The organism is Bradyrhizobium sp. I71, assembly GCF_022354745.1.
GTDB lineage: Bacteria > Pseudomonadota > Alphaproteobacteria > Rhizobiales > Xanthobacteraceae > Bradyrhizobium > Bradyrhizobium liaoningense.
On sequence record NZ_CP059398.1, the window covers coordinates 641,365 to 663,882 of the forward strand.

Annotated in this window: 24 protein-coding genes, 3 tRNA genes and 1 pseudogene; 15 read left to right on the forward strand and 13 right to left on the reverse strand. The window is 64.4% G+C overall.

The window, feature by feature from the left end; translation table 11 throughout:
* Positions 1-66 precede the first annotated feature (66 nt).
* Together FJV43_RS03065 and FJV43_RS03070 are read left to right on the forward strand one after the other, a co-directional pair.
* Complete coding sequence (locus tag FJV43_RS03065; RefSeq protein WP_239624529.1) at positions 67-393, forward strand: hypothetical protein; 327 nt, start codon at positions 67-69, stop codon at positions 391-393.
* A gap of 88 nt (positions 394-481) precedes the next feature.
* Positions 482-1,030 (forward strand): DUF6789 family protein, encoded by a 549-nt coding sequence (locus FJV43_RS03070; RefSeq protein ID WP_239624531.1) that lies wholly within the window; start codon positions 482-484, stop codon positions 1,028-1,030.
* A gap of 24 nt (positions 1,031-1,054) precedes the next feature.
* Here FJV43_RS03070 and FJV43_RS03075 read toward each other — a convergent pair whose 3' ends face one another.
* Entirely contained in the window at positions 1,055-3,340 is a 2,286-nt protein-coding gene (locus FJV43_RS03075) for a heavy metal translocating P-type ATPase (protein ID WP_239629823.1), read from the reverse strand.
* A 432-nt stretch (positions 3,341-3,772) separates the two neighbouring features.
* Here FJV43_RS03075 and FJV43_RS03080 point away from each other — a divergent pair, with 432 nt between their 5' ends.
* The 4 genes from FJV43_RS03080 to FJV43_RS03095 all read left to right on the forward strand — a co-directional run bounded on the left by FJV43_RS03080 (position 3,773) and on the right by FJV43_RS03095 (position 8,853).
* Positions 3,773-3,952, forward strand: a complete 180-nt coding sequence (locus FJV43_RS03080) for a hypothetical protein (protein ID WP_239624533.1) — start codon at positions 3,773-3,775, stop codon at positions 3,950-3,952.
* Entirely contained in the window at positions 3,949-5,232 is a 1,284-nt protein-coding gene (locus FJV43_RS03085) for a DUF4010 domain-containing protein (protein WP_239624535.1), read from the forward strand. Before FJV43_RS03080 ends, FJV43_RS03085 begins: the two co-directional genes overlap by 4 nt.
* A gap of 40 nt (positions 5,233-5,272) precedes the next feature.
* Complete coding sequence (locus FJV43_RS03090) at positions 5,273-7,909, forward strand: cation-transporting P-type ATPase (RefSeq protein ID WP_239629825.1); 2,637 nt, start codon at positions 5,273-5,275, stop codon at positions 7,907-7,909.
* 368 nt (positions 7,910-8,277) lie between these two features.
* The gene (locus FJV43_RS03095) at positions 8,278-8,853 is read left to right on the forward strand and encodes a hypothetical protein (RefSeq protein ID WP_239624537.1); all 576 of its coding nucleotides are present in this window, start codon (positions 8,278-8,280) and stop codon (positions 8,851-8,853) included.
* Positions 8,854-9,073: 220 nt separating this feature from the next.
* On the opposite strand, the gene FJV43_RS03100 is transcribed toward FJV43_RS03095, so the two are convergent.
* The 5 genes from FJV43_RS03100 to FJV43_RS03120 all read right to left on the reverse strand — a co-directional run bounded on the left by FJV43_RS03100 (position 9,074) and on the right by FJV43_RS03120 (position 10,707).
* Complete coding sequence (locus FJV43_RS03100) at positions 9,074-9,376, reverse strand: hypothetical protein (protein ID WP_239624539.1); 303 nt, start codon at positions 9,374-9,376, stop codon at positions 9,074-9,076.
* Positions 9,377-9,404: 28 nt separating this feature from the next.
* Positions 9,405-9,644, reverse strand: a complete 240-nt coding sequence (locus FJV43_RS03105) for a hypothetical protein (RefSeq protein WP_239624541.1) — start codon at positions 9,642-9,644, stop codon at positions 9,405-9,407.
* A gap of 231 nt (positions 9,645-9,875) precedes the next feature.
* Positions 9,876-9,949 (reverse strand) — tRNA-Gly (locus FJV43_RS03110).
* Between the two features lie 252 nt (positions 9,950-10,201).
* Positions 10,202-10,495 carry a hypothetical protein gene (locus tag FJV43_RS03115; protein ID WP_345946149.1) on the reverse strand — a complete coding sequence of 98 codons (294 nt, stop codon included), beginning with the start codon at positions 10,493-10,495 and terminating at the stop codon, positions 10,202-10,204.
* Positions 10,496-10,521: 26 nt separating this feature from the next.
* Positions 10,522-10,707, reverse strand: coding sequence for a hypothetical protein (locus FJV43_RS03120; protein WP_091889314.1), 186 nt, complete (start codon positions 10,705-10,707; stop codon positions 10,522-10,524).
* 194 nt (positions 10,708-10,901) lie between these two features.
* Here FJV43_RS03120 and FJV43_RS03125 point away from each other — a divergent pair, with 194 nt between their 5' ends.
* Positions 10,902-11,282, forward strand: a complete 381-nt coding sequence (locus tag FJV43_RS03125) for a YciI family protein (protein ID WP_061880604.1) — start codon at positions 10,902-10,904, stop codon at positions 11,280-11,282.
* 114 nt (positions 11,283-11,396) lie between these two features.
* Here FJV43_RS03125 and FJV43_RS03130 read toward each other — a convergent pair whose 3' ends face one another.
* Complete coding sequence (locus tag FJV43_RS03130; protein ID WP_239629826.1) at positions 11,397-11,987, reverse strand: TMEM175 family protein; 591 nt, start codon at positions 11,985-11,987, stop codon at positions 11,397-11,399.
* 124 nt (positions 11,988-12,111) lie between these two features.
* Here FJV43_RS03130 and FJV43_RS03135 point away from each other — a divergent pair, with 124 nt between their 5' ends.
* The 3 genes from FJV43_RS03135 (at position 12,112) to FJV43_RS03145 (ending at position 16,333) form a co-directional block, all read left to right on the forward strand.
* Entirely contained in the window at positions 12,112-14,169 is a 2,058-nt protein-coding gene (locus FJV43_RS03135; protein WP_239624543.1) for an ATP-dependent helicase, read from the forward strand.
* 56 nt (positions 14,170-14,225) lie between these two features.
* Positions 14,226-15,206, forward strand: a complete 981-nt coding sequence (locus FJV43_RS03140; RefSeq protein WP_239624545.1) for an NADPH:quinone oxidoreductase family protein — start codon at positions 14,226-14,228, stop codon at positions 15,204-15,206.
* A 95-nt stretch (positions 15,207-15,301) separates the two neighbouring features.
* Positions 15,302-16,333 (forward strand): LLM class flavin-dependent oxidoreductase, encoded by a 1,032-nt coding sequence (locus FJV43_RS03145; protein WP_239624547.1) that lies wholly within the window; start codon positions 15,302-15,304, stop codon positions 16,331-16,333.
* Positions 16,334-16,443: 110 nt separating this feature from the next.
* Here FJV43_RS03145 and FJV43_RS03150 read toward each other — a convergent pair.
* Positions 16,444-16,529 (reverse strand) — tRNA-Tyr (locus FJV43_RS03150).
* Positions 16,530-16,735: 206 nt separating this feature from the next.
* Here FJV43_RS03150 and rlmB point away from each other — a divergent pair.
* Positions 16,736-17,566, forward strand: a complete 831-nt coding sequence (gene rlmB / locus FJV43_RS03155; protein ID WP_239624549.1) for a 23S rRNA (guanosine(2251)-2'-O)-methyltransferase RlmB — start codon at positions 16,736-16,738, stop codon at positions 17,564-17,566.
* Between the two features lie 64 nt (positions 17,567-17,630).
* Here rlmB and FJV43_RS03160 read toward each other — a convergent pair whose 3' ends face one another.
* A complete protein-coding gene (locus FJV43_RS03160) occupies positions 17,631-18,143 on the reverse strand; it encodes a hypothetical protein (RefSeq protein WP_239624550.1) in 513 nt (170 codons plus the stop codon).
* A gap of 44 nt (positions 18,144-18,187) precedes the next feature.
* The gene (locus FJV43_RS03165; protein WP_239624552.1) at positions 18,188-18,673 is read right to left on the reverse strand and encodes a hypothetical protein; all 486 of its coding nucleotides are present in this window, start codon (positions 18,671-18,673) and stop codon (positions 18,188-18,190) included.
* Positions 18,674-18,956: 283 nt separating this feature from the next.
* Between FJV43_RS03165 and FJV43_RS03170 the strand changes: the two genes are divergently transcribed.
* Positions 18,957-19,430, forward strand: a complete 474-nt coding sequence (locus FJV43_RS03170) for a hypothetical protein (RefSeq protein WP_239624554.1) — start codon at positions 18,957-18,959, stop codon at positions 19,428-19,430.
* Between the two features lie 161 nt (positions 19,431-19,591).
* Positions 19,592-19,666 (forward strand) — tRNA-Thr (locus FJV43_RS03175).
* Between the two features lie 16 nt (positions 19,667-19,682).
* On the opposite strand, the gene FJV43_RS03180 is transcribed toward FJV43_RS03175, so the two are convergent.
* Together FJV43_RS03180 and FJV43_RS03190 are read right to left on the reverse strand one after the other, a co-directional pair.
* On the reverse strand, positions 19,683-20,420 hold the full coding sequence (locus tag FJV43_RS03180) for a class I SAM-dependent methyltransferase (RefSeq protein WP_239624556.1): 738 nt from the start codon (positions 20,418-20,420) through the stop codon (positions 19,683-19,685).
* 71 nt (positions 20,421-20,491) lie between these two features.
* A pseudogene (locus tag FJV43_RS03190) lies at positions 20,492-21,213 on the reverse strand (class I SAM-dependent methyltransferase).
* Between the two features lie 267 nt (positions 21,214-21,480).
* Here FJV43_RS03190 and FJV43_RS03195 point away from each other — a divergent pair.
* A complete protein-coding gene (locus FJV43_RS03195) occupies positions 21,481-21,708 on the forward strand; it encodes a hypothetical protein (protein ID WP_194393277.1) in 228 nt (75 codons plus the stop codon).
* A 3-nt stretch (positions 21,709-21,711) separates the two neighbouring features.
* Here the strand turns inward: FJV43_RS03195 and FJV43_RS03200 are convergent, their stop codons facing one another.
* On the reverse strand, positions 21,712-21,876 hold the full coding sequence (locus FJV43_RS03200; RefSeq protein ID WP_239624562.1) for a hypothetical protein: 165 nt from the start codon (positions 21,874-21,876) through the stop codon (positions 21,712-21,714).
* A gap of 100 nt (positions 21,877-21,976) precedes the next feature.
* Between FJV43_RS03200 and FJV43_RS03205 the strand changes: the two genes are divergently transcribed.
* Entirely contained in the window at positions 21,977-22,345 is a 369-nt protein-coding gene (locus FJV43_RS03205; RefSeq protein WP_239624564.1) for a hypothetical protein, read from the forward strand.
* Positions 22,346-22,518 lie beyond the last annotated feature (173 nt).

Sequence of the window (22,518 nt, forward strand, 5' to 3'; positions counted from 1 at the left end):
ACATCGGCGTGACCGATCGCAGGGCACAATGGAGCCGATCGAGCCGTGTCGCATTGAGCTGACTCAATGCTGCACACATCAGAAGCCACAAGGCACTTGTGGGAGGCCAGCTTCTCCTGCCTGGCAACCCCTCCAGCGTTGATCCACGTCAAGACAAATGGATCGAACTGCGGGCAGGCTTCGACAGGTGTTTCGCTGAACTGGGGTACCGCGATGAGAATGCTGCTCGTCGCAGTTACAGTTGCGACTTCAGCATTTGGTCAGACCGGTCCTGTCGCCGCGCTATGCACGCAAGACATCCAGATCTATTGCGCCAACAAGGGACACGGTTCGCGCCAGACCCGAACTTGCATGGAGGCCAATCGCGACAAGCTGTCTGCCGAACGTCAATAAGCGCCCGAGACTACCGGGCGCGGCAAGGGCCGGAGCAAACAGGGAGCCAAGTTTCCGGCCAGCTACTGGGTCTCCGGATGCGCTGCCGATGTCTCGACTAACAATCGATCGGATCTGGAAGTCGATTGCCGCAGGTATTGCCGGCAGTATCGCCCATTCGCTGCTGATGTATCTCAAATCTCGCGAAGGGCTGCTTCCATCGTTTCAGCCCTACGACAATCTCCAGGCAACGCTCAGTCATTTGGTGGGGAGCGCCGTCGATCCCATTGTGCCGTGGGCGCTATCATTCCTGAACGGTTCCACATTGGTCGGGCTTGTTTTCGGATACTCTTATCAGCGGTTACCCGGCAAGACTGGGGTGACGAAGGGTGCGGTATTCGGAGTATTCGGATGGATCATCATGGGACTGGTATTCTTCCCGATCATCGGCCTCGGCTTCTTTGCACTCGATGCAGGGCTCGGCATCTCGCCGGCATTGTTCTCTCTGATGATGCTGCTCAGCTACAGCATCGTCATGGGCATTGTCTACAATGCGCTCTACGCCAAGGACGGAAAGACCGGCAAAGACCGGCTTCGCCGGTACACTTCCATATTCGAGCGACAGGAGGAGCAAGGAATCCCTCCAGATCAACCTTAGCCCGCCCGCATATCGAGCTGTCGCCTATGCCGCCACGGCTTCGTAGATATCCTCCTCCTGAGCCGTGTGCATGCGCACCAACGTTTCAATCGCCTCGATGACCCGCTGAGCGTCCCGGACCAGATAGCGGTCGATCTTCTCAGACGGAATGTCCTCGACGATCCGAGCGAGCAGCCGGGCGAGGTGCAGGATCTCGCGATGCGCGCGGCTCATGGCAGACAGGCCATGGCGGTCGCGCAGAACCTCCGCAAGCTTTGGATAGACGCTGTCCTCATCCTCGCGCTCGTGCATCACGACGCTATTCTGAACCAGGCGGTGGGCTTCCCCGATCAACGCCGCGGCGGATTCGGGCGTCACGTCGTCCAGCGCGTCGACGATCTCGCGCAGGCGGTCGAGATCCTTGAAGAGGGCCTGATGATCGTGATGCAAGGACAAGCCTTGCTCCGTCGTGATGCGCGGGCCGCCCCTGACCAGGGCCGGAGTGAGCGCCCGCAGCGCATTCAAAATGACCGCAACATCGATCACCTCCTGGACGATCGCCGCGGGCACGGGATCGAGCCAGCCAAGAGTGGCGGCGACCATTGCCACCAGTGACAGCCCCATGCCGACGACAATGCTCTGCACGGCGATACGCCGCGCCCGCTGTGCAATCACGATCGCTTCGCCAACCCGATCGAGCCGGTCCGCCAGAATCACCACGTCCGCGGCCTCGGACGAGGCGCTCGCGCCGCGAGCGCCGAGCGCGACCCCGATGTCGGCCACGGCCAGCGCCGGGGCGTCATTGATGCCGTCGCCGACCATGATGGTCGGATGCTGGCGCTGTTCGGTACGCACCGCCTCGACCTTATCCGAAGGAACGCGGTCGGCCAGCACGGCATCAAGGTCGAGCGCCGCACCGATTGCCTGCGCCGCTGCGGCGCGATCGCCGGTGACCATCACCATCCGCACAATGCCGGCATCGCGCAGCAGCCGGATCGCGCGTGGCGTATCGGGCCGCAGCTCGTCGGCCAGCAGCAGTGCGCCGATTGAACGCCCATCAACAGCAATGAATACGATCAACGCCGAACGCCACGAGGCGCGCCGGATGGCGCGCAGTTCCCACGGCGATAGCTCGGCATGTGAGAGAAGCATCTCTCGCGAGCCGGCGGTGACCTGGCGTCCATCGATCAGGCCGCTCAGGCCCGACCCCATGGTCTCCTTGACATGTTCCGGCGGCCTCAGTTTGAGACCGCGATCGACGGCGGCAGCAACGACCGCCTTCGCGAGCACATGATGCGAGGCTTGCTCGAGCGATGCCCCAAGCGTCAGGACCTCGTCCGCGTCCTGCCCCGGCGCGACCTCGACGGAGAGCAACCGCGCCCCTCCCACGGTCAGGGTGCCGGTCTTGTCGAGCAGGACGGTGTGCGCGCGCGCCAGCGCCTCCAGCGCCGCTCCGCCCTTGACCAAGATGCCGCGGCGGGCGGCTTGCGCCACGCCGGCGATGAAGGCGACCGGTGCGGCCAGGATCAGCGGACAAGGCGTCGCCGCCACCAACACAGCAAGGCTACGGGTCAGATCGCCGGAGATGCGCCACGCCACGAAGGCCATGACGAGCGTCACCGGCAGAAAGATCAGCGCATAGCGGTCGGCCATTCGCACGAAGGGAGCCTTCGCCGTCTGGGCCGCCGTCACCATGCGCACGATGCCGGCGTAGGTGCTCTCGCCAGCCGGCGCGGTCACGGTCAACTCGAAGGTCTCACCCGCATTGAGTGAGCCCGAAAGCACTGCGCTGCCGCGTGTCTTCTCGACCGGAATGGGTTCGCCTGTTACCGCAGACTCGTCGATCGTGGCCGAGACCGAGCCGACGATACCGTCGACAGGCACAATCTCGCCTGCCCGCACCAGGAGCTGTTCGCCGACTGCGACTTCCTCGATCGGCACTTCCTCGATCCGCTCGTTGCTTTTGCGATGAGCCTGCCGCGGTGCCCGATCGACCAGGGATCGCAGGTCGCGCTCCGCCCGCGCGATCGCGATGTCCTCCAGCACATTGCCGCCGGAATACATCAGCGCAACGACGGCGCCGGCAAGCGGCTGGCCCAGCGCCAGCGCCGCGCTCATCGACAGCAGCGCAATCGCGTCCACGCCCAGACGGCCGCCCAGCAGGTCCCTGACGATCGAGACCGCCAGTCCGCCGATCACGGGCGCAGTGCCGAGCGCCCATGCGAGATCGGCCAGATCGAGGCGGCCGACGGCTCGCGCAAGAATACCCGCGGCCAATCCTGTGATTGCAATCGCAACCAGGGTCCATCGCAAGACCCGCTCAAACGACATGGTTTGGTCCCACAGCTGACGGAACGTTACTCTCTCCCGAAACCAGCACCGTTGTTTGAGCAGGATCAACCGCAGAGATGAAGAAACACCAATTCGCAAGCGCTCCTTCACAGGGATCATTGCAAGGCTGGGGCGCAACTGGCGTATGCGGGGCGAAAACGAGAATCCCTGCCACTCACGGACCGCGACATCTCGGGTTCTATCCAATGCGCCCGAACGAAATCCCGTGCGGCGGCAACATTCTCAGCCACGTTCAACGACCTCGCGAGCTTGCGACATCTCTGCGGCCGTCAGATTGACCGAAATCAAGCGGCCTGGCGGCGGCCTCGTCGATAGTTCCAAGCCGCTGGTCCTTGCAGGAGATAACTCAAAGTGGATACCGTGCCGGGATCTGCTGTCGCATCTCCGGCACGCTCGCGGCGGATGCATGCGATGCTGCCGTTCATTGCTGTCGTCCTCGGCCTCCCTTTTCTCGAGCCAGCGGGCGTGGCACTTGATCTATTGCTGCCGGCGGTGACCATGACGTTGATACGAATCCGGCGGGGTTGGGCAGCAGTCGCGATCGAAGCACCGCCACAAGCACAAGAACGTGACGCCGTGCAGTACACATGATGGATTTTCTGAAGCCGAGCCTAAGCCCCGACGTCATCGCCATCATCGTTGCACTCGGCATCGGGCTCCTGATCGGTCTCGAGCGAGAACGCCGCAAGGGCGAGGGACCGGGGCGCTCGCCTGCCGGGCTGCGTACCTTTGCCGCGGCATCACTCGCCGGTGCCGTCAGCGTCATGATCGGCGGCAAGGGCCTGCTGGCGCTCGTGACTGCCGGGATCATGGCCATGACCGCGATCGCCTATCTCCGGTCCAGGAGCGACGATCCCGGCTTGACTTCGGAGACCGCACTCATCCTGACGGTTCTGCTTGGCGGACTGGCCACCCAGCGTCCCCTTTTGGCCGCGGGCGTTGCCGTCATTCTGGCCATTCTGCTTGCAGGCCGTGCGGCATTGCACGACTTCGTCCGGAAGGTGCTCAGCGAAGGCGAGGTCAAGGACGGCCTGATCTTTGCCGCCGCCACGCTCGTTGTCCTACCCTTGCTTCCGGATCGGCCGGTCGGCCCCTATGGCGCGCTCAATCCACGCGCGATCTGGATCATCGTCATTCTGGTGATGGCCATCGGCGCCGCCGGGCATGTTGCAATACGCCTGCTCGGCGCAAGAGGCGGTCTTGCTGTCTCAGGCTTCGCCTCGGGCTTTGTCTCCAGCACGGCCACGATCGGAGCGATGGGGGCGCGGGCTCGCAAGGCACCGGAGCTGCTTGGCGCCGCCACGGCCGGCGCAACGCTTTCGACCGTCGCAACGATCGTTCAGCTCGTCGCGGTGCTCGCAGCGACAAATCTCGCTACGTTGCAGAGTCTGATGATTCCGCTCCTCTGTGCCGGTGCCGCGGCAGGTCTCTATGGCGCGATCTTCACGGTCAAGGGCATGCGAGAGACGAGCGCCGCCGAGCTCCAGCTCGGACGTGCTTTCAGCCTGCCGACGGCCTTGTTGCTGGCCTTGACGCTCTCCGGCGTCCTCGTGCTCTCTGCCGGCCTGCGGGACGCGTTCGGGGAAACCGGCCTGCTGGTCAGCGCGGCCGTAGCCGGGCTCGCCGACACGCATTCGCCAGCCGTCGCCACAGCCACCCTCGCCGCCTTGGGAAAGATCAACTCCGCCGACGCTGTGACTCCGATTCTGGCGGCGCTGTCGACAAACACGCTCAGCAAGATCGTGGTCGGCTGGGTCAGCGGCGGGCGCTCCTTCGCGCTGCGGCTGATCCCCGGCCTCGTGCTGGTCATCGCGGCCGCATGGGCCGGCGCTGTCGGTCCTGACGTCGCTCACCAGATGTTTCAGAGATAGCCGGGAAGAGGCGCAGGTTCTGATGCCGACAAGCGATTTGATGCATGAAGTTGGACTGACAACGGCGACCGCGCATTCGTTGCCGGCGAGCGAAATCCTTCGCGCGCTTCAGGTCGAGCCGGAGCAAGGCCTCGCGGAACGCGAGGCGACCGAGCGCCGCATCCGCTTCGGGTCGAACGCGATCGCTGCAAGGAAGCGGGTCAGCGCCCTGACCATACTTCTTCACCAGCTGCAGACCCCGGTGGTCTACCTGCTGGCGGCAGCCGCTGCGCTCGCCTTCTGGTTCGGCGAACTCGCGGAAGGCGTGGCGATCGTCGCCGTTCTCGTCCTCAACACCCTCATCGGCTTCCTGACCGAAATCAGGGCGGCGCGATCGATCGAGGCCCTGCGCGCGCTTGGCCGGACATCGGCTCGCGTGCGACGCGACGGTCACACGCGCGTGCTCCCGGCGGAGGACCTCGTACCCGGCGACATGCTCCTCGTCGAGGCCGGCGACGCGATCTCGGCTGACCTGCGCATCGTGGAAGCCTCGCGGCTTGCGGCCGACGAGTCGACCCTGACAGGCGAGTCGGTGCCGGTCGACAAGTCGTCCGAGCCGGCCGCCGAAGATGCGCGGATCGCCGAACGCACATCGATGCTGTTCAAGGGCACGGCCGTGACGCGCGGCAGTGGTCTTGGCGTCGTCGTCGCGACGGGCTCCCGGACCGAACTCGGCCGGATCTCTCACCTCGTCGAAGGCGCGGAGCCCGAGAGCTCACCGGTTGAACGCAGGCTCGCACGGTTGTCCGGGCAGCTCGTCTGGGCGGTCGGGCTACTGACCGTCGTGATCGCGGCGGTTGGAATGGCGAAGGGAGAAGACGCTTTCCTGGTTGTGGAATCGTCGATCGCGCTCGCGGTGGCCGCCATTCCCGAGGGCCTGCCGATTGTGGCCACCCTCGCGCTCGCCCGCGGGATGTGGCGCATGGCCCGCCAGAATGCACTTCTGGAGCGGCTCTCCGCGGTCGAGACATTGGGCGCGACCACGGTGATCCTGACCGACAAGACCGGCACGCTCACCGAGAACCGGATGGCCGTGCGGCGGTTGTGGGTCGAATCCGGCGAAGTCGAAAAGGCCGGCGCGGAGGAGCTTGCCGGCGATGCGCTGCTCCAGCGGCTGCTGCATACAATGGTACTTTGCAACGAGGCCTCGCTTGGCCATGGGGGAGTAGCCCATAGCGGTGATCCCATGGAAGTGGCGCTGCTGCAGGCTGGCCGGGCGGCAGGTTTGAATCGCCGCGAACTGCTGCACGGCTTTCCGATCGCGGCCAAGCACGCTTTCGACAACGAAAGCAAGATGATGGCGACCGTGCACCAGCACGGCGGCGCGTATTTCTATGCCGTGAAGGGGGCACCGGAGCATGTGCTCGCGGCGTGCACCGGCATGCTCACCGAGAACGGCGAGACGACACTGGACGAAGCCGCGCGCCGTCTATGGAGCGGGCGGATTGCCGAGCTCGGACAGCACGGCCTGCGCGTGCTCGCCTGCGCGACCAAACTGGCGACATCCGCAGATGCTGAGCCCTATGGCGAGCTGGTATTCGTGGGCCTCGTTGGCCTGGAAGACCCTGCGCGCGCCGACGTTCCGCAGGCGATCCGCGATTGCCGTCATGCCGGCATCCGCGTCGTCATGGTGACCGGCGATCATGCCGTCACGGCCCGCAGCATAGGCCGTGCGATCGGGCTCGAGGCTGACCATGTAGCGGAAGGCCGCCATGTCGAGCATCTCATCGCAAAGCATCCGCAGGAACTGAAGCGCGTTGGCATCTTCGCCCGCGTCAGCCCGGTGGAGAAACTTGCGATCGTACGCGCGTATCAGGCGTCCGGTGAAATCGTCGCGATGACGGGGGATGGCGTGAACGATGCACCGGCGTTGAAGCAGGCCGACATCGGCGTGGCCATGGGCCTGCGCGGAACGGACGTCGCGCGCCAGGCGGCGGCGATGATCCTGCTCGACGACGCCTTTCCGACGATCGTCAAGGCGGTTCGGGAAGGCAGAGTCATTTTCGGCAATATCCGTCGGGCCGCCGCTTACCTTCTGTCCTGCAACATCAGCGAGGTCATGGTTGTTGGGATCGCGATCGCGGCGGCACTGCCCCTGCCGATCCTGCCGTTGCAGATCCTGTACCTGAATCTCGTGACCGACGTATTCCCCGCTTTCGCACTGGCAATGGGCGAGGGAGAAGGCGATATTCTCGAGCGGCCGCCGCGCCATCCGAAGGAGCCGATCCTCGGTCGCCGGCAATGGACAACGATCGTGCTGCAGAGCATTCCGCTGGCGGGCGGAACTTTCGCGGCGCTTGGGCTGGCGCTTTCGGCCGGCTGGACCGGCGAGGCAGTGGTCACCACCACATTCCTGACGATCGCATTCGCGCAACTCTGGCACGTTTTCGACATGCGCAGCAGCCGCTCCGGCGTCGTCGCCAACGAAGTCACGCGCAATCCATGGATCTGGGCTGCCGTCGGCCTCTGCGGCGCTCTGCTCGCGGTTCCTCCCTACTGGCCGCTGATGGCGGAGGTCTTGCACGTCACCCCCCCGACGGCGGCGATGTGGGCCGTCATCATGGGCTGCAGCCTGGCGCCGTCGCTGCTAATTCAGGTCGGCCGCGCCATCATCGCGCTTGCCAATCGAGGTCGCTAAATCACCACGCCAATCGCGCCTGGAATGTTCTCCGCGAGCGCCGCCGCGCGGCCCTTTGGACCCGGAGCAACAGGATCGGGATGGAGCGGGTGAAGGGAATCGAACCCTCGTATTCAGCTTGGAAGTCACGTCCGTCCCATATCATTGGCTATCACCGACAATCACCAAACCACTTAAATTCTCACGATTTTAGCAAGGTAACGGTTGATTCTACATCACCGAAAATCACCACGAAACACCGCCGCTACCGGAATTATGCGCCCCAGGAGCGCCCCGGAAATCTGGGTACAAAGACCCCTCTACGTCGGAAACAAGAGAAATTTCGCGTAACCTAAAGATCGGACTTAGCCCTTTGTGAGATCGGGCACATGAAGTCATTCACGCTCGATATGAATTGTCTGATCGCCATCGAGAACGACGAGCCTGCAAAGGTGCATGTATTGGCACTTATCGAGGCCGCCGACGCCAAGAAAATTGCCCTTTCGATGGTCGCTTCTGGTGCCTCCGAGCGGCAGCCGGGTGGCGTCTACCTGAACAACATCGCTGACTTTAAAGAACGAATGCGTTCGCTCGGGTTCGGTTCGGTCGACCTGCTAAAACCCATAGGGCGACAAGACATCAGTTTTTGGGACCACGCGATCTATGGGTCGGAGGAAGCCGCCGCTAGAGAAAAGCAGATTTTTGAAGCGCTCTTCCCACGACACTCGGCATCTTGGTCTGAGTACGCCGCAGCTCATGGAGCAGACGTGGATAATCTATCATCTACGCAGGGCAGAAAATGGAAGAACATGCTTGGCGATGCCCAGGCCTTTTGGGGGCACGAGTATTACGGGGCGGATCATTTCGTCACCAGCGATGACAACTTTCGCAGGAAACTCGTCCTGACCTGCAAAGTTCCCGCCGACACGATCCTTACCCCGATGGAAGCAAGGGCAAAAATCTAGCGCTCTGGGCAAGCTTGAAATTTTGCCAACTGCCGCTCCGCCCTCTCCAACTCATCCTTCGTCTTCGCCTCGTCAACGTTCGACTGGAGAATGCGGCGCATCTTGTTCTCGGGCGGCTCCTTCACCAGAGAAGACTTAATCAAAGGCTTGCTCACCAAGAGCCGTAGCCCTAGGCCGCCAAGGACCTTGCCGCCGCCCAGCTACGGGCCGACGCGGGCCTTCAGGAACAAGATTGCGCGTGGAACGGCCGCCCTCGCCATTTGTCCAGCACGACAACCTCACGATCCCCACTTCCGGAAGGACCACGGCCTCGGTTGTGCTCGCACTGAGTCGTCATCGGCAATTCGTGATCGGAGACGCGGACCGTCTTGCCGTCGACGTTGACGTAAAGGCTTTTCGACTTCCCGCCGTCGGACTCGCTGACATGCCCAATTTTCACGCCATCAGCCTCAAGCTGACGCTGAATGGCGTTGATCGTAGCATTGCGCCCCTCGGCCTGAGCGCCGTGGCGGTCACCAGCCATGATATGGCCGCGAATGGACTAAACCTCTTCAGGCGTGAAGTCTACCGATGCGCCGGATTATCCAACGCGATTTGACATCTTCTTGTCGAGCGTCCTTGTTCGCGGCCTCCGCGTCTGCCCGTGCTTTGATCTGCGCCTGCTTCTCCTCAGCCCACTTCGCCATCTGCTCAGGGGAGTGCTTGGTGCGCTTATCTTCATGAGCCGCCACGAACGTCTCATCCTTCATGGTGTAGGCGGCGACATGGGCTTTGACCAATAGCTTCAACATGCATCCGTTGAAGCATCACGACGAGACAGCATCGCGCGGCAGCAAGCTCCAGAACGAGCATTGATACTAGTTTCGACTGATTTCATCCTCGCATTCAGCCTCGCAGGCTGATGACACGAGCTGCGCCCCAAGAGCGCCCCAAACGCGCTTTTTCGTCACACGACCGACCCTTGATTAGTTCGCACGGGTCGCGTAACGCCCTGTCCCACAAGTGTATTCTGCTGCGGATGTTGGAGCGGGTGAAGGGAATCGAACCCTCGTATTCAGCTTGGAAGGCTGCTGCTCTACCATTGAGCTACACCCGCGTCGGCCGATCCCCTAACACGGCCGGGCGGCGGTCTCAACTGCCGAGGAGGTCGCTTTCTCGGCCCTCACGGGCTTCGCGGACCGCCCCGGTTCCTCCGGACCCGCCGCCCTTAACAGCGGCGGCAAGCTTGCCTATATTGATGTTTCCCGAAACCAACGAAAGGAGGTGATCCAGTGTCTTATCTCAAGCGCTGTCACCTCGCTGGGATCGCCCGCTGAGCTTTGACTAAAGGCTTGGCATCGGGGCGCTCTCAGCCCTGGACCAGCGAGCAAGAAATCGGGCGCGACGGGGCCTCCCCGCCGCGCCTTTTCCTTGCGATTTCTTTCAAACTGGAAGCCGGTCGGCCGGCGCGAAGCCGCTCATGCGGCGCGACGGCGGCGATCAGCATGCCGAGGCACCTGGCCACGACCGCACGGTGCGGCTCCCGCCAAGCAGCACCGTGAGGAGGCTCGTCAGAAGGCACGGGACGGACCGCCTTGACCGTCCGGCTCATGATTGCGAGCAGGAACGGCATCGCCGCGATCGACAATTGCAGGACGATCATATGAACGACCGGCTCGCCGAAAGGCTTCAGAAGCCGCAGATGTTGAGCGCGCGCGGCCGTTTGCCGCGCCGGCTTTCCACGATCCGCTCGCCGCCGTTCTCGGCCGAGCTGCCGTAATAGCGGTGATGACCGGCCTGGTCGTGCAGATCGGCCGGCTCCGACTGTCCCGCCCGCCGCGCGTCACAGATGATCTTGATGGTATGTCCCGACATTGCCGCCTCCAGCAAAAGCCTTTTGTTTATGGTCCATCAGTCGCGACCCGTTCCGGCGGCGTTCACGTGGCAGGGGCGCAATCGGGTTTCAGAACCGTTTCGCCGCCTTGCCGGGCACGCAATATTCGTCTCGGGATTGTCGGGACGGGCTGCCGTGCTACGTCCTTGGGACCTGTGCAAAGAAAGAGGTGACGATGCTCTACGCGATCCTGGCCTACCACGTGGAAGACGAGATCTTGTCCTGGACGCCGGAGCAGGACGCCGCAGTCGTGGCCAAAGTCATCGAGGTTCAGGCGCCCCTCCGGGCAAGCGGACAGTTTGGACCGGCGGCCCGCCTGGATGAGACCCGAAAGGCCCGCACCTTGCGCGGCCCTGGCGCGGGAATGGTGCTGGACGGGCCGTTTGCCGAGACCAAGGAACAGCTTCTGGGCTTCCACCTGATGCAATGCGCCACCGAGGATGAGGCAATCGCGGCGGCGCGGAAGCTGCGTGCGGTCAATCCGACCGCGGTCTACGAAATCCGGCCGGTCAAGCTTTACGTGCCGGCCGATGGGTTCGGGGCGACGGAGGGGTGAGCTGAAGATCCGGGAAAGTGCGCAGCGGTTTTCCCTCGCGACAAACGCGGAACGCGTTTGCGCGGAAACACCAACCTGAAGCGCGACGGCGATTCATCCTGATCGCATCGCGCGTTAGGCGTCCGGCCCGGTCCGCGGATTGTAGAAGCGCTGGATCACGATTCCGCCGAAGGCGATGAACCACAAGAAGGGCGCGACGTGCGGCGCGAACGCCGCAACGATCGTGCCCGGGATGAACACCAGCAGCGGAAACAGCGCGGCCATGATTTCCTGGCGCCAGCCGCCCAGGATCCTCCACCACAGCCAGGCGTTGAGGCCCGCGATCGCGGTCAAATGCAAGCCGTAGAGCACGGCGACGGCGCTGCTCATGCCGTAATTGGTGTAGAGCCCGTTGGTGACCGGCAGCAGCACGATCGAGAGCAGAAAGAACAGGTTGAGGATCACGTCGCCGCGGCTGCCGACCGGCTGGCGCGCCAGCCGCCGGTGATGGCTGATCCAGAACACGCCGGCGATGATGAAGCTGAGCGCAAAGCCTATCAGCTTGCCCGAATAGACCCGGGCAAGATCGTTCCAGTCCGGCGCGCTGGTGAACACGGCGGCCTTGGGCAGATCATAGGCGAGAAGCGTCATGCCGACACCGAAAATGGTGTTGCTGAGCGATTCCAGCCGTCGCATCTCGAACTGGTCGGGCTTGAGCTCGGTCATGTCGGGCATGGGGTGCGCTGGAACTGGGGGCCATCTTCCCCCTAAATCCTAATTCCGGTTCCGTCCAGCCGCATTGCGATTCGCGCCGGGATCGCCGACTCTCCTCCTTTCACCGGGGCGATTCGTGGCGACATATCTGGACACGCTCAATGCGGAGCAGCGCCGCGCCGTCGAGCATGGCGTGGTCGAGGGCTCGACCGTGGGCGCTCCCCTGCTCGTCATCGCCGGCGCGGGCTCCGGTAAGACCAACACGCTGGCCCACCGCGTCGCGCATCTGATCGTCGCAGGCAGCGACCCCCGCCGCATCCTGCTGATGACGTTTTCGCGCCGCGCGGCGGCGGAGATGGCCGGCCGGGTCGAGCGCATCGCCCGAAAGGTGCTCGGCGAGAACAATGCCGCGATCATGCGCGATGCGCTCACCTGGGCCGGCACCTTCCACGGCATCGGCGCGCGGCTCTTGCGCGAATATGCCGAGCGGATCGGCGTCGATCCCGCCTTCACCATCCATGACCGCGAGGACTCTGCCGACCTGATGAACCTGGTGCGGCACGAGCGCGGACTGTCGAAGACCGCGAGCCGCTTTCCCGCCAAGGGCACCTGCCTCTCGATCTACTCCCGCTGCGTCAACGCCGAGATGGAGATCGAGAAGGTGTTGGGGGTGCACTATCCCTGGTGCAGCGGCTGGGCCGCCGAGCTGAAGGGCCTGTTCGCCGCTTACGTCGAGGCCAAGCAGGCCCAGCATGTGCTCGATTACGACGACCTGCTGCTCTACTGGTCGCAGATGATGAGCGATCCGCTGATCGCGGAAGAGATCGGCGGTCGCTTCGATCACGTGCTGGTCGACGAATACCAGGACACCAACCGCCTGCAATCCTCGATCCTGCTGGCACTCAAGCCCGACGGGCGCGGCCTCACCGTGGTCGGCGACGACGCGCAGTCGATCTATTCGTTCCGCGCCGCCACCGTGCGCAACATCCTGGAGTTTCCGCAAAGCTTCTCGCCGCGCGCGGAGATGATCACGCTCGACCGCAACTACCGCTCGACGCAGGCGGTGCTGTCGGCGGCGAACGGCGTCATCGGCCTCGCCCGCGAACGCTTCACGAAAAATCTCTGGACCGAGCGCGCCTCCGGGCAGAAGCCGCAGCTCGTCACCGTGCACGACGAGGCCGACCAGGCGCGCTACATCGTCGAGGCGGTGCTGGCGAACCGCGAGCAAGGCGCGTTGCTCAAGCACCAGGCGGTGCTGTTCCGCACCTCCTCGCATTCGGGTCCGCTGGAGATCGAGCTCACGCGCCGCAACATTCCCTTCGTCAAGTTCGGCGGGCTGAAATTTCTCGACGCCGCACATGTCAAGGACGTGCTGGCCCTGTTGCGCTTTGCCGAAAATCCGCGCGACCGCGTCGCCGGTTTTCGCATCCTTCATCTGTTGCCGGGCATCGGCCCCGCGACCGCACAGCGCGTGCTCGACCAGATCGCGGAGAGCACCGATCCGCTAGCCGCGCTCGGCCGGCTCCCGGTGCCGGCGCGCACCGGCGACGACTGGACCGACTTCGTCCGCACGGTCGAAAATCTGCGCTATTCGGAATGGCCGGTCGATCTCGAGCGCGTGCGGCTCTGGTACGAGCCGCATCTCGATCGCATCCACGAGGATTCCGAGACGCGCCGCGCCGATCTGATGCAGCTCGAGCAGATCGCGAGTGGCTATGCCTCGCGCGAAAAGTTCCTGACCGAGCTGACGCTCGATCCGCCGGATGCGACCAGCGATAAATCAGGTCCGCCCTTGCGCGACGAGGACTATCTGATCCTCTCCACCATCCATTCCGCCAAGGGCCAGGAGTGGAAATCGGTGTTCGTGCTCAACGTCGTCGACGGCTGCATGCCGTCCGATCTCGGCGCCGGCACCAGCGCCGAGATCGAGGAGGAGCGCCGCCTGCTCTACGTCGCGATGACCCGCGCCAAGGACGATCTCCACCTCGTCGTTCCCCAGCGTTTCTTCACCCATGGCCAGGCCGCCAAGGGCGATCGCCACGTCTACGCCTCACGCACCCGCTTCATCCCGGAGCAGCTGGTCCATCTGTTCGAACGCACCGCCTGGCCGAAGGCTGCAGCAGGTGCTGCGCGCACCGCAGCGCAGGGGCCGAAGATCGACATCGGGGCGAAGATGCGCGGGATGTGGCGGTAGACGCAAGAGGCTGGTCGCGGGACGTGTCAGGATAACTGGAACAGTGGAGCTTCGACATGAAAGCCGTCGTAGTCGAGCAATACGCCCCCATCGATCAGATCGAGCTGAAGGACGTCCCGGCCCCATCCATGGAGCCCGGCCAGTTGCGCATTCGCGTCGAAGCCGCTGGAATCGGCTTTGTCGACGGCTTGAAGATCGAGGGGCGCTATCAGACCAAAGATCCGCTGCCATTCATTCCCGGGACAGAGTTCGCGGGCGTAGTGACCGACGCACCCGACGCACCCGACGGCTACCAGCCGGGCATGCGAGTAATGGGAATGACGCGGTCGGGCGCGCTTGCTGAGGAGATCGTCGTCAGCCCCGCAGCGCTCCATTCCCTGCCGGACGGCGTTGCGGCCGAGGTCGCCGCCTCGTTTCGCGCCAATTATCTGACCGCGCTCTATGCGCTCAGTGCACGCGCCTCGCTCTGCGCAGGTGAACAACTTCTCGTGCTTGGCGCGGCTGGCGGTACGGGAATCGCAGCCGTCCAGATCGGCAAGCTGCTCGGCGCTCGCGTGATCGCAGCGGCATCGACGCCGGACAAGCGCGCGTTCGCGCAGGCACACGGCGCCGACGCCGTGATCGACTACACGCAGGCCGGCTGGCGCGACACGCTGAAGGACTTGACCGGAGGACACGGCGCCGACGTGATCTTCGACCCCGTTGGCGGCGAGATCTCTGTGCAGGCTTTTCGCTCCATCGCCTGGCGCGGCCGCCATCTCGTGGTCGGGTTTGCCGCAGGCGCCATCCCCGCGCTGCCGTTCAACTTGCCGCTGCTGAAAGGCGGCGCCCTGCTCGGCGTCGACCTTGCGCAGATTCCAACGCGCGAGCCCGACGAGCAGACGCGCCTGATGTCGCAATTGACGGGCTGGCTTGCCAACGGCCAGCTGAAGCCCGTGGTCGGCCAGGTTTTCGCCTTCGAGGATTTCCGCGAGGCGTTCAAGACGATGCAGGCGCGCGCTGCGCTCGGCAAGATGGTGGTGAGGATCGCGCGATAGAATTCGCAAACGGAAACCGAGCATTTCCGCAGGTGCGCTTGTGACCGGGCCGCGGTCCCTTAGATCTGGCCGATCCTCCCACAGAGACCTGATCGATGACCGCACCGCTTGAATTCGGACTGGATACCTTTGGCGACGTCACGAGAAATGCGTCCGGCGCCTTGATCACGCATGCGCAGGTGATCCGCAACATCGTGGACGAAGCCGTGCTGGCCGACGAGCTGGGGCTGGACTTCATCGGCCTCGGCGAGCATCACCGCTCCGATTTTGCGATCTCCTCGCCCGAGACGGTGCTCGCGGCGATCGCATCGCGCACCCGGCGCATTCATCTCGGCTCGGCCGTGACGGTGCTGTCCTCGGACGATCCGATCCGCGTGTTCCAGCGCTTTGCCACGCTCGACGCGCTCTCGAACGGACGCGCCGAGGTGATCCTCGGCCGCGGCTCGTTCACGGAATCCTTTCCGCTGTTCGGCTTCGACCTGCGCAAATATGAAGAGCTGTTCGAGGAGAAGCTCGATTTGTTCGCCGCGCTCTTGTCGCAGCAGCCGGTGACCTGGGAAGGCAAGCTGCGTCCGCCGCTGCGGGATCAGCTGGTCTATCCGCCGGTCGAGAACGGCACGCTGAAGACCTGGGTCGGCGTCGGCGGCAGCCCGCAATCGGTAGTCCGCGCCGCGCATTACGACCTGCCCTTGATGCTCGCGATCATCGGCGGCGATCCTGCGCGCTTTGCGCCCTACGTCGATCTCTATCACCGCGCCTTCAGGGAGTTCGGCCGCCCGGCCAAGCCGATCGGCGTGCATTCGCCGGGCTACGTCGCCGAGACCGATGTGCAGGCGCGCGAGGAGCTCTGGCCCGACTACAAGGCCATGCGCGACCGCATCGGCAAGGAGCGCGGCTGGCCGCCGATGGGGCGCGACGAGTTCGTGAGCGAGGCCGAGCATGGTTCGCTCTATGTCGGCTCGCCGGAAACGGTGGCGCGGAAGATCGCGAAGACCGCGAAGGCGCTCGGCATTTCGCGGTTTCAGTTGAAGTATTCGGCAGGACCTTTGCCGCACGAGAAGCTGATGCGGAGCATCGAGCTTTATGGGCGGAAGGTGGTGCCGATGGTGCGGGAGATGATGGGGTAGCGACTTGAGGCGGCTTCAGTCCGTCTTCGCCCTACGGGCTTCGCCGGACACCACGCTTTGCCCTTCGGACCTCACGTGGCTGCGCCACGCGGAGCCCGAAGGGCGAAGCGTGGTGGGGGAGGCAGGACTCGAACCTGCGAAGCCATGAGGCGGCTGATTTACAGTCAGCTCCCTTTGCCACTCGGGACACTCCCCCGCTCGACGGCAGCACAATCGGGCCGGACCTTGCCGGCGACCGAAGTCGGCCATGGAACGTGAAGGCCGCGACAACCCGGATCGGGGCGCGACCGGGCGCGTTTATGGGCGATGCGGTGGGGCAAAGTCAACCGAGGCAAACAGCTAAAATCGCCCTCGCAGCCACCGAAATTGCCATATTCCGGAACCCATGACAGAAGCGAGCCCATGAAGGATCGAAAGTTCGGCCCCAAGGGGGCTCGCAGCGGGGCTAAGCCCTTCAATCGGCCCGGGAAATCGGCCGGCCGCTCGGCGTGGCGCGACCGTGATTCGCAGCTCGACGGCCCCGTCATCCTCTATGGCTGGCACACCGTCACCATGGCGCTGGGCAACCCTCGGCGCCGGATCCGCAAGCTGACGCTGACCGAGAACGCCGCAAGGCGCCTTGCGGACGAGAACATCGAGACCCGCGTGGCGCCGGAGATCGTGCGGCCCCAGGAGATCGACCGGCTGCTGTCGCCCGACGCCGTGCACCAGGGCCTCTTGGCCGAGGCCGATCCCCTGCCCTCGCCCGATATCGAGACCTTGGAGCAGGAAGGCATGGTGCTGGTGCTCGACCAGATCACCGACCCCCACAATGTCGGCGCCATCCTGCGCTCGGCCGCGGCGTTCGCGGTGAAGGCGATCGTGACCACGGCGCGGCACAGTCCGGAAGCGACCGGCGTGCTGGCCAAGGCCGCCTCCGGCGCGCTCGAACTGGTCCCGATGGTCACGGTGCAGAACCTCGCCCGCGCGCTGACGGCGCTGAACGAGCGCGGCTTCCAGACCGTCGGCCTCGACAGCGAAGGCAGCGAGGATATCAGCGATGTCGCGCTGCGCGAGCCGCTTGCACTCGTGCTCGGCGCCGAAGGCAAGGGCCTCAGGCAATTGACCCGCGAGACCTGCAGCGTCGTGGCGCGGCTCGACATGCCCGGCGAGATCAAGAGCCTCAACGTCTCGAACGCCGCCGTGCTCGCGCTCTATGTCGGCGCGAGCCGGCTCGGCCTGATGAAGCGCTAGCACAACAAAACGCCCGCCCGCATCGCGCGGACGGGCGCCTCGTTGGGCTTTAGCCGATCAGAGATCAGTGATAGCGGCGCAGCGCGCGGTGACCGCCATAGTAATGCGGCGCGTGGCGATGAGCGTAGCCATAGCGCGGACCGTGGCCGTAGTGCACGCGCGGCAGATAGCCGTAGCGGGGGCCGTAGCCATAGCGGTACGGACGGTAGTACGGGCGGCGATAGGGGTAAGCGGCCGGCGGCGCGACCGCAGCGGCACGATAGCCATAGCCATAGCCGTAATTGGCGGGCGCAACGACCGCGTCCTCACGGTAGGTCGGATACGGCGCGAACGCGCCCGGACCGGTATAGGTCGGGCCCTGGTTCACGTAGTAATACTGCGTGGTCGGCTCGACGAGACGCTCATAGGCGCCATAACCGTAGCCGTAGCCATACCCATAGCCGCCGCAGCCAGTGTTGCAGCCGGAATAGACCGGCGCAACCGGCGCGCACGTGGTGAAGCCGCAGGCGGCGGCGGGCGCGGTGGCGGCGAACGTCACGGCTGCTGCCGCGACCAGTCCCGAAATCATCTGACGCATTACTCTCTCCTGTTGATTTCCGTTTTTTTGGATTGTCACGTTTCTCAACCCGGCGGCCTGCCGGGTAGCTCTGTACGCGGCCGCGGACGAGGAGGCCGAGGACGATCGTTGATCTCGGGCGCGTAGATCACCGGCGGTGGGTCGACGGGCGCGTCCATCTGCGCCGGCAGCGGCGCGGACGACGCGCCCCAACTCTGGTGATAGCTCTCGGCGGGCTTCGGCAATTTGCGGTTCGCGGGCGGCTCGACCTCGAGCCGACCGTAGCCGGGCCGCAGGCCGAGCGTCGGATAGTAATGGCCGACATGGTCGGGCTGCCGATCAGCGATATAGCGTCCGCCATAGATCGTCGGCTGCACCTGCTGGTTCTTGCCCAGACCCCAGACGCCTTCGACCACGCTATAGGACGCGTCGATGTTGTTGATGATGATCGGCACCCCGGGGCGGCCGGGAACGACGATATCGAAGCCCTCGCCGGCAAACGCCGTCGCAGGCAGTCCGATCAGAAAGGCGGCGAGCGCCACGGCGCGCATGAGGAGACCCCGATTATCCGGCGACAACCTAACCGATCGCCACGCAGAGAGGGTTAAGGCCTGCTCACCAATTTCCGGTAAGCCTAATGTGTAAGGGTTGCGCGCCGCTCAAATGCCGCAAAGCGAGCTAGCGAAGTGTTAACGGCGAAGGCTCCGCCGCCGGAACAACGCTGCCGTGCTCACATCCGTTTGACTGTCCAGCTGCGAAAAATCCCACGGTTGCATCGGAACGTCCTGCGCCTTCGGCGTTTAGCCCCCGTCAACAAGATGGGAGCGAACAGCCATGAACATCAAGCTTCTCGGGGCGACGGCGATTGCAGCGACCATGCTGGCAGGCTCCGCCATGGCGCAGGCGGTCGTCACCAATCCCGGCCGCTGCGCGGCGCAATTCCCCAACGCCAACTGCCAGAACCTCGGCCCGGGAAACCCCTACACCGATAGCGGCTATCGTCATCGCCGCGCGTCCTATCGTCAGACCAATAGCGACTGGAATAACGACTGGAACAGGAGCCGCACCGGCTTCTGGCCGACCGACGTCGCAGCGGGCGTTGCCGGCGCCGCGATCGGCACCGCTGGCGCGATCGCCACCGCCCCATTCCGCGCCTGGGACAATTCCTACGCCTATGACAATTCGTGGGACCGCGGCTGGAACAATCGTGGATGGGACAACCGCACCTACGCCCAGCGCAACGGCTTCGTCTGTACGCCCGGGACCTGGTTCAAGGGCGAAGACGGCCGCCAGCACATCTGCCAGTAGGTCAACGAGCGCGAGCGCGATGGATCAGGCGGCCTTCGGGCCGCCTGTTTCGTGCCTGCATCCATCATCGCGGGTTCTGGCACTTTCCGACCAAGTCTGATATTGCGACGCCCGGGCGGACACCGGCGCATATGCCGGGCCCCGCTCTGCTTTCAAGCGTCGCCGGCTTAGCTCAGCGGTAGAGCAGCGGTTTTGTAAACCGAAGGTCGGGGGTTCAATCCCCTCAGCCGGCACCACGTCTTGACTGCAGTTTCAGTTCGAAGTCTTGAGCGCGCTGCTATTCGAGCCGCTATCGGGCTTCGCATTCGGCAATTGATCCAGCAGCCAGAGCCCGAGGCTCTTGTCGCGCCAGCCACCACCGCCCTCCTCGCAATGCTCGTTGATCAGCGTGTCCGGCGCGGGCCAGTTGAACGGCGCCTTCTCCATGTTGAGCGCCCGCCAGTCGCCGTCCTCGCAATCGCGGTTGCCGTCCCATTCGGGAAAGGTGGTGACCAGCAGGAAGCACGCCCCGCTCATCCGAAATTTCGCGAGGGCGCGATCGATGTTTGCAAAGCTCAGATGCACCAGGCAGTCGCGGCAGAGAATGAGATCCGCAAGCGGCAATGCATCGCGCGTGATGTCGGCGACGAGAAACCGGCCAGGCGAAGCGCCGTCTGCGACACGCCGACGGTTGGCCTCGATCAGCGATGGCACGATGTCGATGCCGGTGTAATCGACATCGAGCTCGAGCCGGCCAATCCACCCGGCATCGCCGCAGGGCGCATCCAGCAGCGAGCGCACGCGGAGCCGTTGCAGCAGCGCAGGAAGCGCCTCGCGGATCGCGGCGGTCGCGGGATCCTCCGAGCCGAGGCCGGATACCGAAGTGGCCGCGCCCCAAAGGTTGGTCCGCTCGATGCGCTCGAACCGTGCGGCGAGATCGAGGCCTGCGAGGTTCTCGCGGTCGGCAAGGAAACGTTCATGGGCGAGCACGGGAGGACGACAGGAGATCATCGGACGAGCCTCGAGCCAAGTCGCAAGCAGTGTACGAGCGATGCGTCGCCGCCGAAATAGCTACCTTTCCCTCAGGCCGGCTTCTGCCATTCCATGACGTGAAAAAAGGGCACGCGGCGATGACGGGCGACCTGCTCGGGACTGCCGCCTGTCGGCTGCGGCTCGACGAACAGACGCAACTGCAGACCGTGATCGAGCAACAGGGTCATATGTAGGTGCTCAGCGGACGGTGCCAGTTCTGGATCCGGATGCCGTGCCAGGCGGCCCAGATTGGACGCTCGTCCATGTAGTGATCGATGGCGAAGCGCATCTCGCCCTCGCCGTCGCGTGTCCAGCCGTCCGGCTGGCCGGCGGTGTTGAAGCTCGTCAGGTTGGCGATCAGCAGCGTACCGCCCGGGCGCAGCGCCGCCACCATCCTTGCGATCGCAGTATCGAGATCGGGCATGTCGATCAGGCTGAGATAACTGACGACCAGATCGAAGCTCGCATCGACCTCCATCGTCTCGGCGCGGCCGAGCCGGTAGTCGCCGTCCGGGTCCAGCTCGCGGGCGCGCGCGAGCAACGCCTCGGTCGGATCGATGCCGGTGGTGCGGATGCCGGCCCGCTGCATGATGCGGCAGAAGCGCCCTTCCCCGCAGCCGACGTCGAGCGCATTGCGGAAGCCACGCCCTTCGATGCGCTCCTTCATCGGCGCGTCCAGCACGAAACGGCGACCATAGTCGCCATCTTGCCCCTGCTCGACGATCCAGGCAGCCGCGGACGCGGCCCAGCCGTCGCTGACGTCCTCGTTCATAGGCAGACATTCAGGAGTGGATGTTGGCCGCGGCGCATCGCAGGCGCCGCTACTGATCATAATCTGGATCCGAGTTCAACATGAGGTAGCGTGCGTGTACGATGCGCTCCACCACGGTCAAAGAGAAAGCCAGGATCGCCGCCGGTGCGGTTGCGGCCGTCGTAATGACGGCCGTGCTGTTCGCGATCGCAATGGGTTTTCTGCTGGCACGATAGGTCGATGAATGCCGGACCGGAACCAAAGACGTGCGTTACTCGTTCTTGACCCATGCGGATCAGGGAAGAAAACCGAAACATCATTCTGCTGGTGACAGTGATGCTGTGCTGTGGCGCCGTGGCCGGCACTTTGACGCTGTTCGAGCCGGAGCTGGTGCCGGCCCCTGAAAAGCGCGTCGCCGAGAGAGCCGTGATCGACGTCGCCCGGACATCGATCCAGGCTCCAGTCCGGGTGGTCGGCGCGCCGTTTGAGCCCAACGTCAATCCCCGCGAGCGGTAGCGCTCACCGCGGCGAGGCCTCCCTGCCCTCCGTGGACAGCGCGTGGGCACGCGCCAATTCTTCCGCGAACGCGATCACCTCCGCCCGCTTGTCGGGCGGCAGCGACAGGAACGCGCGGATGAGCCTCAGCCCCTCCACTTCGTCCGACCGTTCTTCTCCCGCAGCCATTCACTCAATGTCGGGCGATCGGGAAAAATATGCAATCCTTTTCGAACCTTCTTGATTCGATGCGGCCGCTTTGCTGGAATGAGCGCGGCTGAGGTGGATCATGAAATGGATCAGGGAGCGCGACGCACTGATCGCGCAGACACTGGCCTTCGTCCAATTGGTGACCGGCAGGAAGGATGACGTCCTGCAGCCGGATGCGCCCGCGGTTGGCTCGCCCGTCGCGCTGGAGATCGTCGCCATGGAGGCGGCCGCCGTCGAGGTCGAGCCGCCGAAAGTTCCGCTTCCGCCCCGGTCCGCACCTCTCACGGCGCGGGAAAGCGGCGATTTCCGCACCGAAATGCAGGCTCGCCTTGCCAATTTCCGGAAGCATCAGGAGCGCTTCGAGCGCGAGCGTGAGGAATACTGTACGGCGACCCTGACCAGATTGCGTGCCGCCATCCGCGACGCCGGCCCACCGGCCAAAAAATAGGGCCCGGTCAAAGGCCTACAGCCAGGACCAGACCAGCCAGAGATTGGCCGCGCAGGCGCCGAGCAGCGCCAGCGTGAGCGGCAGGAGCATGTGCCCACAGGATGTGTTCAGGTCGCTCGTCATGGTGGAAAACATCCGCTGATTCCGGCCGACGAGTCCCAGGGATTCTTTTT

Bases quoted from the DNA above. Each gene is read 5' to 3' on its own strand.
- FJV43_RS03195 (WP_194393277.1), top strand. From the start codon at position 21,481: ATGCGGATCAGGGAAGAAAACCGAAACATCATTCTGCTGGTGACAGTG.
- FJV43_RS03160 (WP_239624550.1), bottom strand. From the start codon at position 18,143: ATGCGTCAGATGATTTCGGGACTGGTCGCGGCAGCAGCCGTGACGTTC.
- FJV43_RS03125 (WP_061880604.1), top strand. From the start codon at position 10,902: ATGCTCTACGCGATCCTGGCCTACCACGTGGAAGACGAGATCTTGTCC.
- FJV43_RS03100 (WP_239624539.1), bottom strand. From the start codon at position 9,376: ATGGCTGGTGACCGCCACGGCGCTCAGGCCGAGGGGCGCAATGCTACG.
- FJV43_RS03085 (WP_239624535.1), top strand. From the start codon at position 3,949: ATGATGGATTTTCTGAAGCCGAGCCTAAGCCCCGACGTCATCGCCATC.
- FJV43_RS03170 (WP_239624554.1), top strand. From the start codon at position 18,957: ATGAACATCAAGCTTCTCGGGGCGACGGCGATTGCAGCGACCATGCTG.
- FJV43_RS03165 (WP_239624552.1), bottom strand. From the start codon at position 18,673: ATGCGCGCCGTGGCGCTCGCCGCCTTTCTGATCGGACTGCCTGCGACG.
- FJV43_RS03070 (WP_239624531.1), top strand. From the start codon at position 482: ATGTCTCGACTAACAATCGATCGGATCTGGAAGTCGATTGCCGCAGGT.
- FJV43_RS03120 (WP_091889314.1), bottom strand. From the start codon at position 10,707: ATGTCGGGACATACCATCAAGATCATCTGTGACGCGCGGCGGGCGGGA.
- FJV43_RS03115 (WP_345946149.1), bottom strand. From the start codon at position 10,495: ATGATCGTCCTGCAATTGTCGATCGCGGCGATGCCGTTCCTGCTCGCA.
- FJV43_RS03145 (WP_239624547.1), top strand. From the start codon at position 15,302: ATGACCGCACCGCTTGAATTCGGACTGGATACCTTTGGCGACGTCACG.
- FJV43_RS03095 (WP_239624537.1), top strand. From the start codon at position 8,278: ATGAAGTCATTCACGCTCGATATGAATTGTCTGATCGCCATCGAGAAC.
- FJV43_RS03105 (WP_239624541.1), bottom strand. From the start codon at position 9,644: ATGTTGAAGCTATTGGTCAAAGCCCATGTCGCCGCCTACACCATGAAG.
- FJV43_RS03090 (WP_239629825.1), top strand. From the start codon at position 5,273: ATGCATGAAGTTGGACTGACAACGGCGACCGCGCATTCGTTGCCGGCG.
- FJV43_RS03065 (WP_239624529.1), top strand. From the start codon at position 67: ATGCTGCACACATCAGAAGCCACAAGGCACTTGTGGGAGGCCAGCTTC.
- FJV43_RS03205 (WP_239624564.1), top strand. From the start codon at position 21,977: ATGAAATGGATCAGGGAGCGCGACGCACTGATCGCGCAGACACTGGCC.
- FJV43_RS03140 (WP_239624545.1), top strand. From the start codon at position 14,226: ATGAAAGCCGTCGTAGTCGAGCAATACGCCCCCATCGATCAGATCGAG.
- FJV43_RS03075 (WP_239629823.1), bottom strand. From the start codon at position 3,340: ATGTCGTTTGAGCGGGTCTTGCGATGGACCCTGGTTGCGATTGCAATC.
- FJV43_RS03130 (WP_239629826.1), bottom strand. From the start codon at position 11,987: ATGACCGAGCTCAAGCCCGACCAGTTCGAGATGCGACGGCTGGAATCG.
- FJV43_RS03180 (WP_239624556.1), bottom strand. From the start codon at position 20,420: ATGATCTCCTGTCGTCCTCCCGTGCTCGCCCATGAACGTTTCCTTGCC.
- rlmB (WP_239624549.1), top strand. From the start codon at position 16,736: ATGAAGGATCGAAAGTTCGGCCCCAAGGGGGCTCGCAGCGGGGCTAAG.
- FJV43_RS03200 (WP_239624562.1), bottom strand. From the start codon at position 21,876: ATGGCTGCGGGAGAAGAACGGTCGGACGAAGTGGAGGGGCTGAGGCTC.
- FJV43_RS03080 (WP_239624533.1), top strand. From the start codon at position 3,773: ATGCTGCCGTTCATTGCTGTCGTCCTCGGCCTCCCTTTTCTCGAGCCA.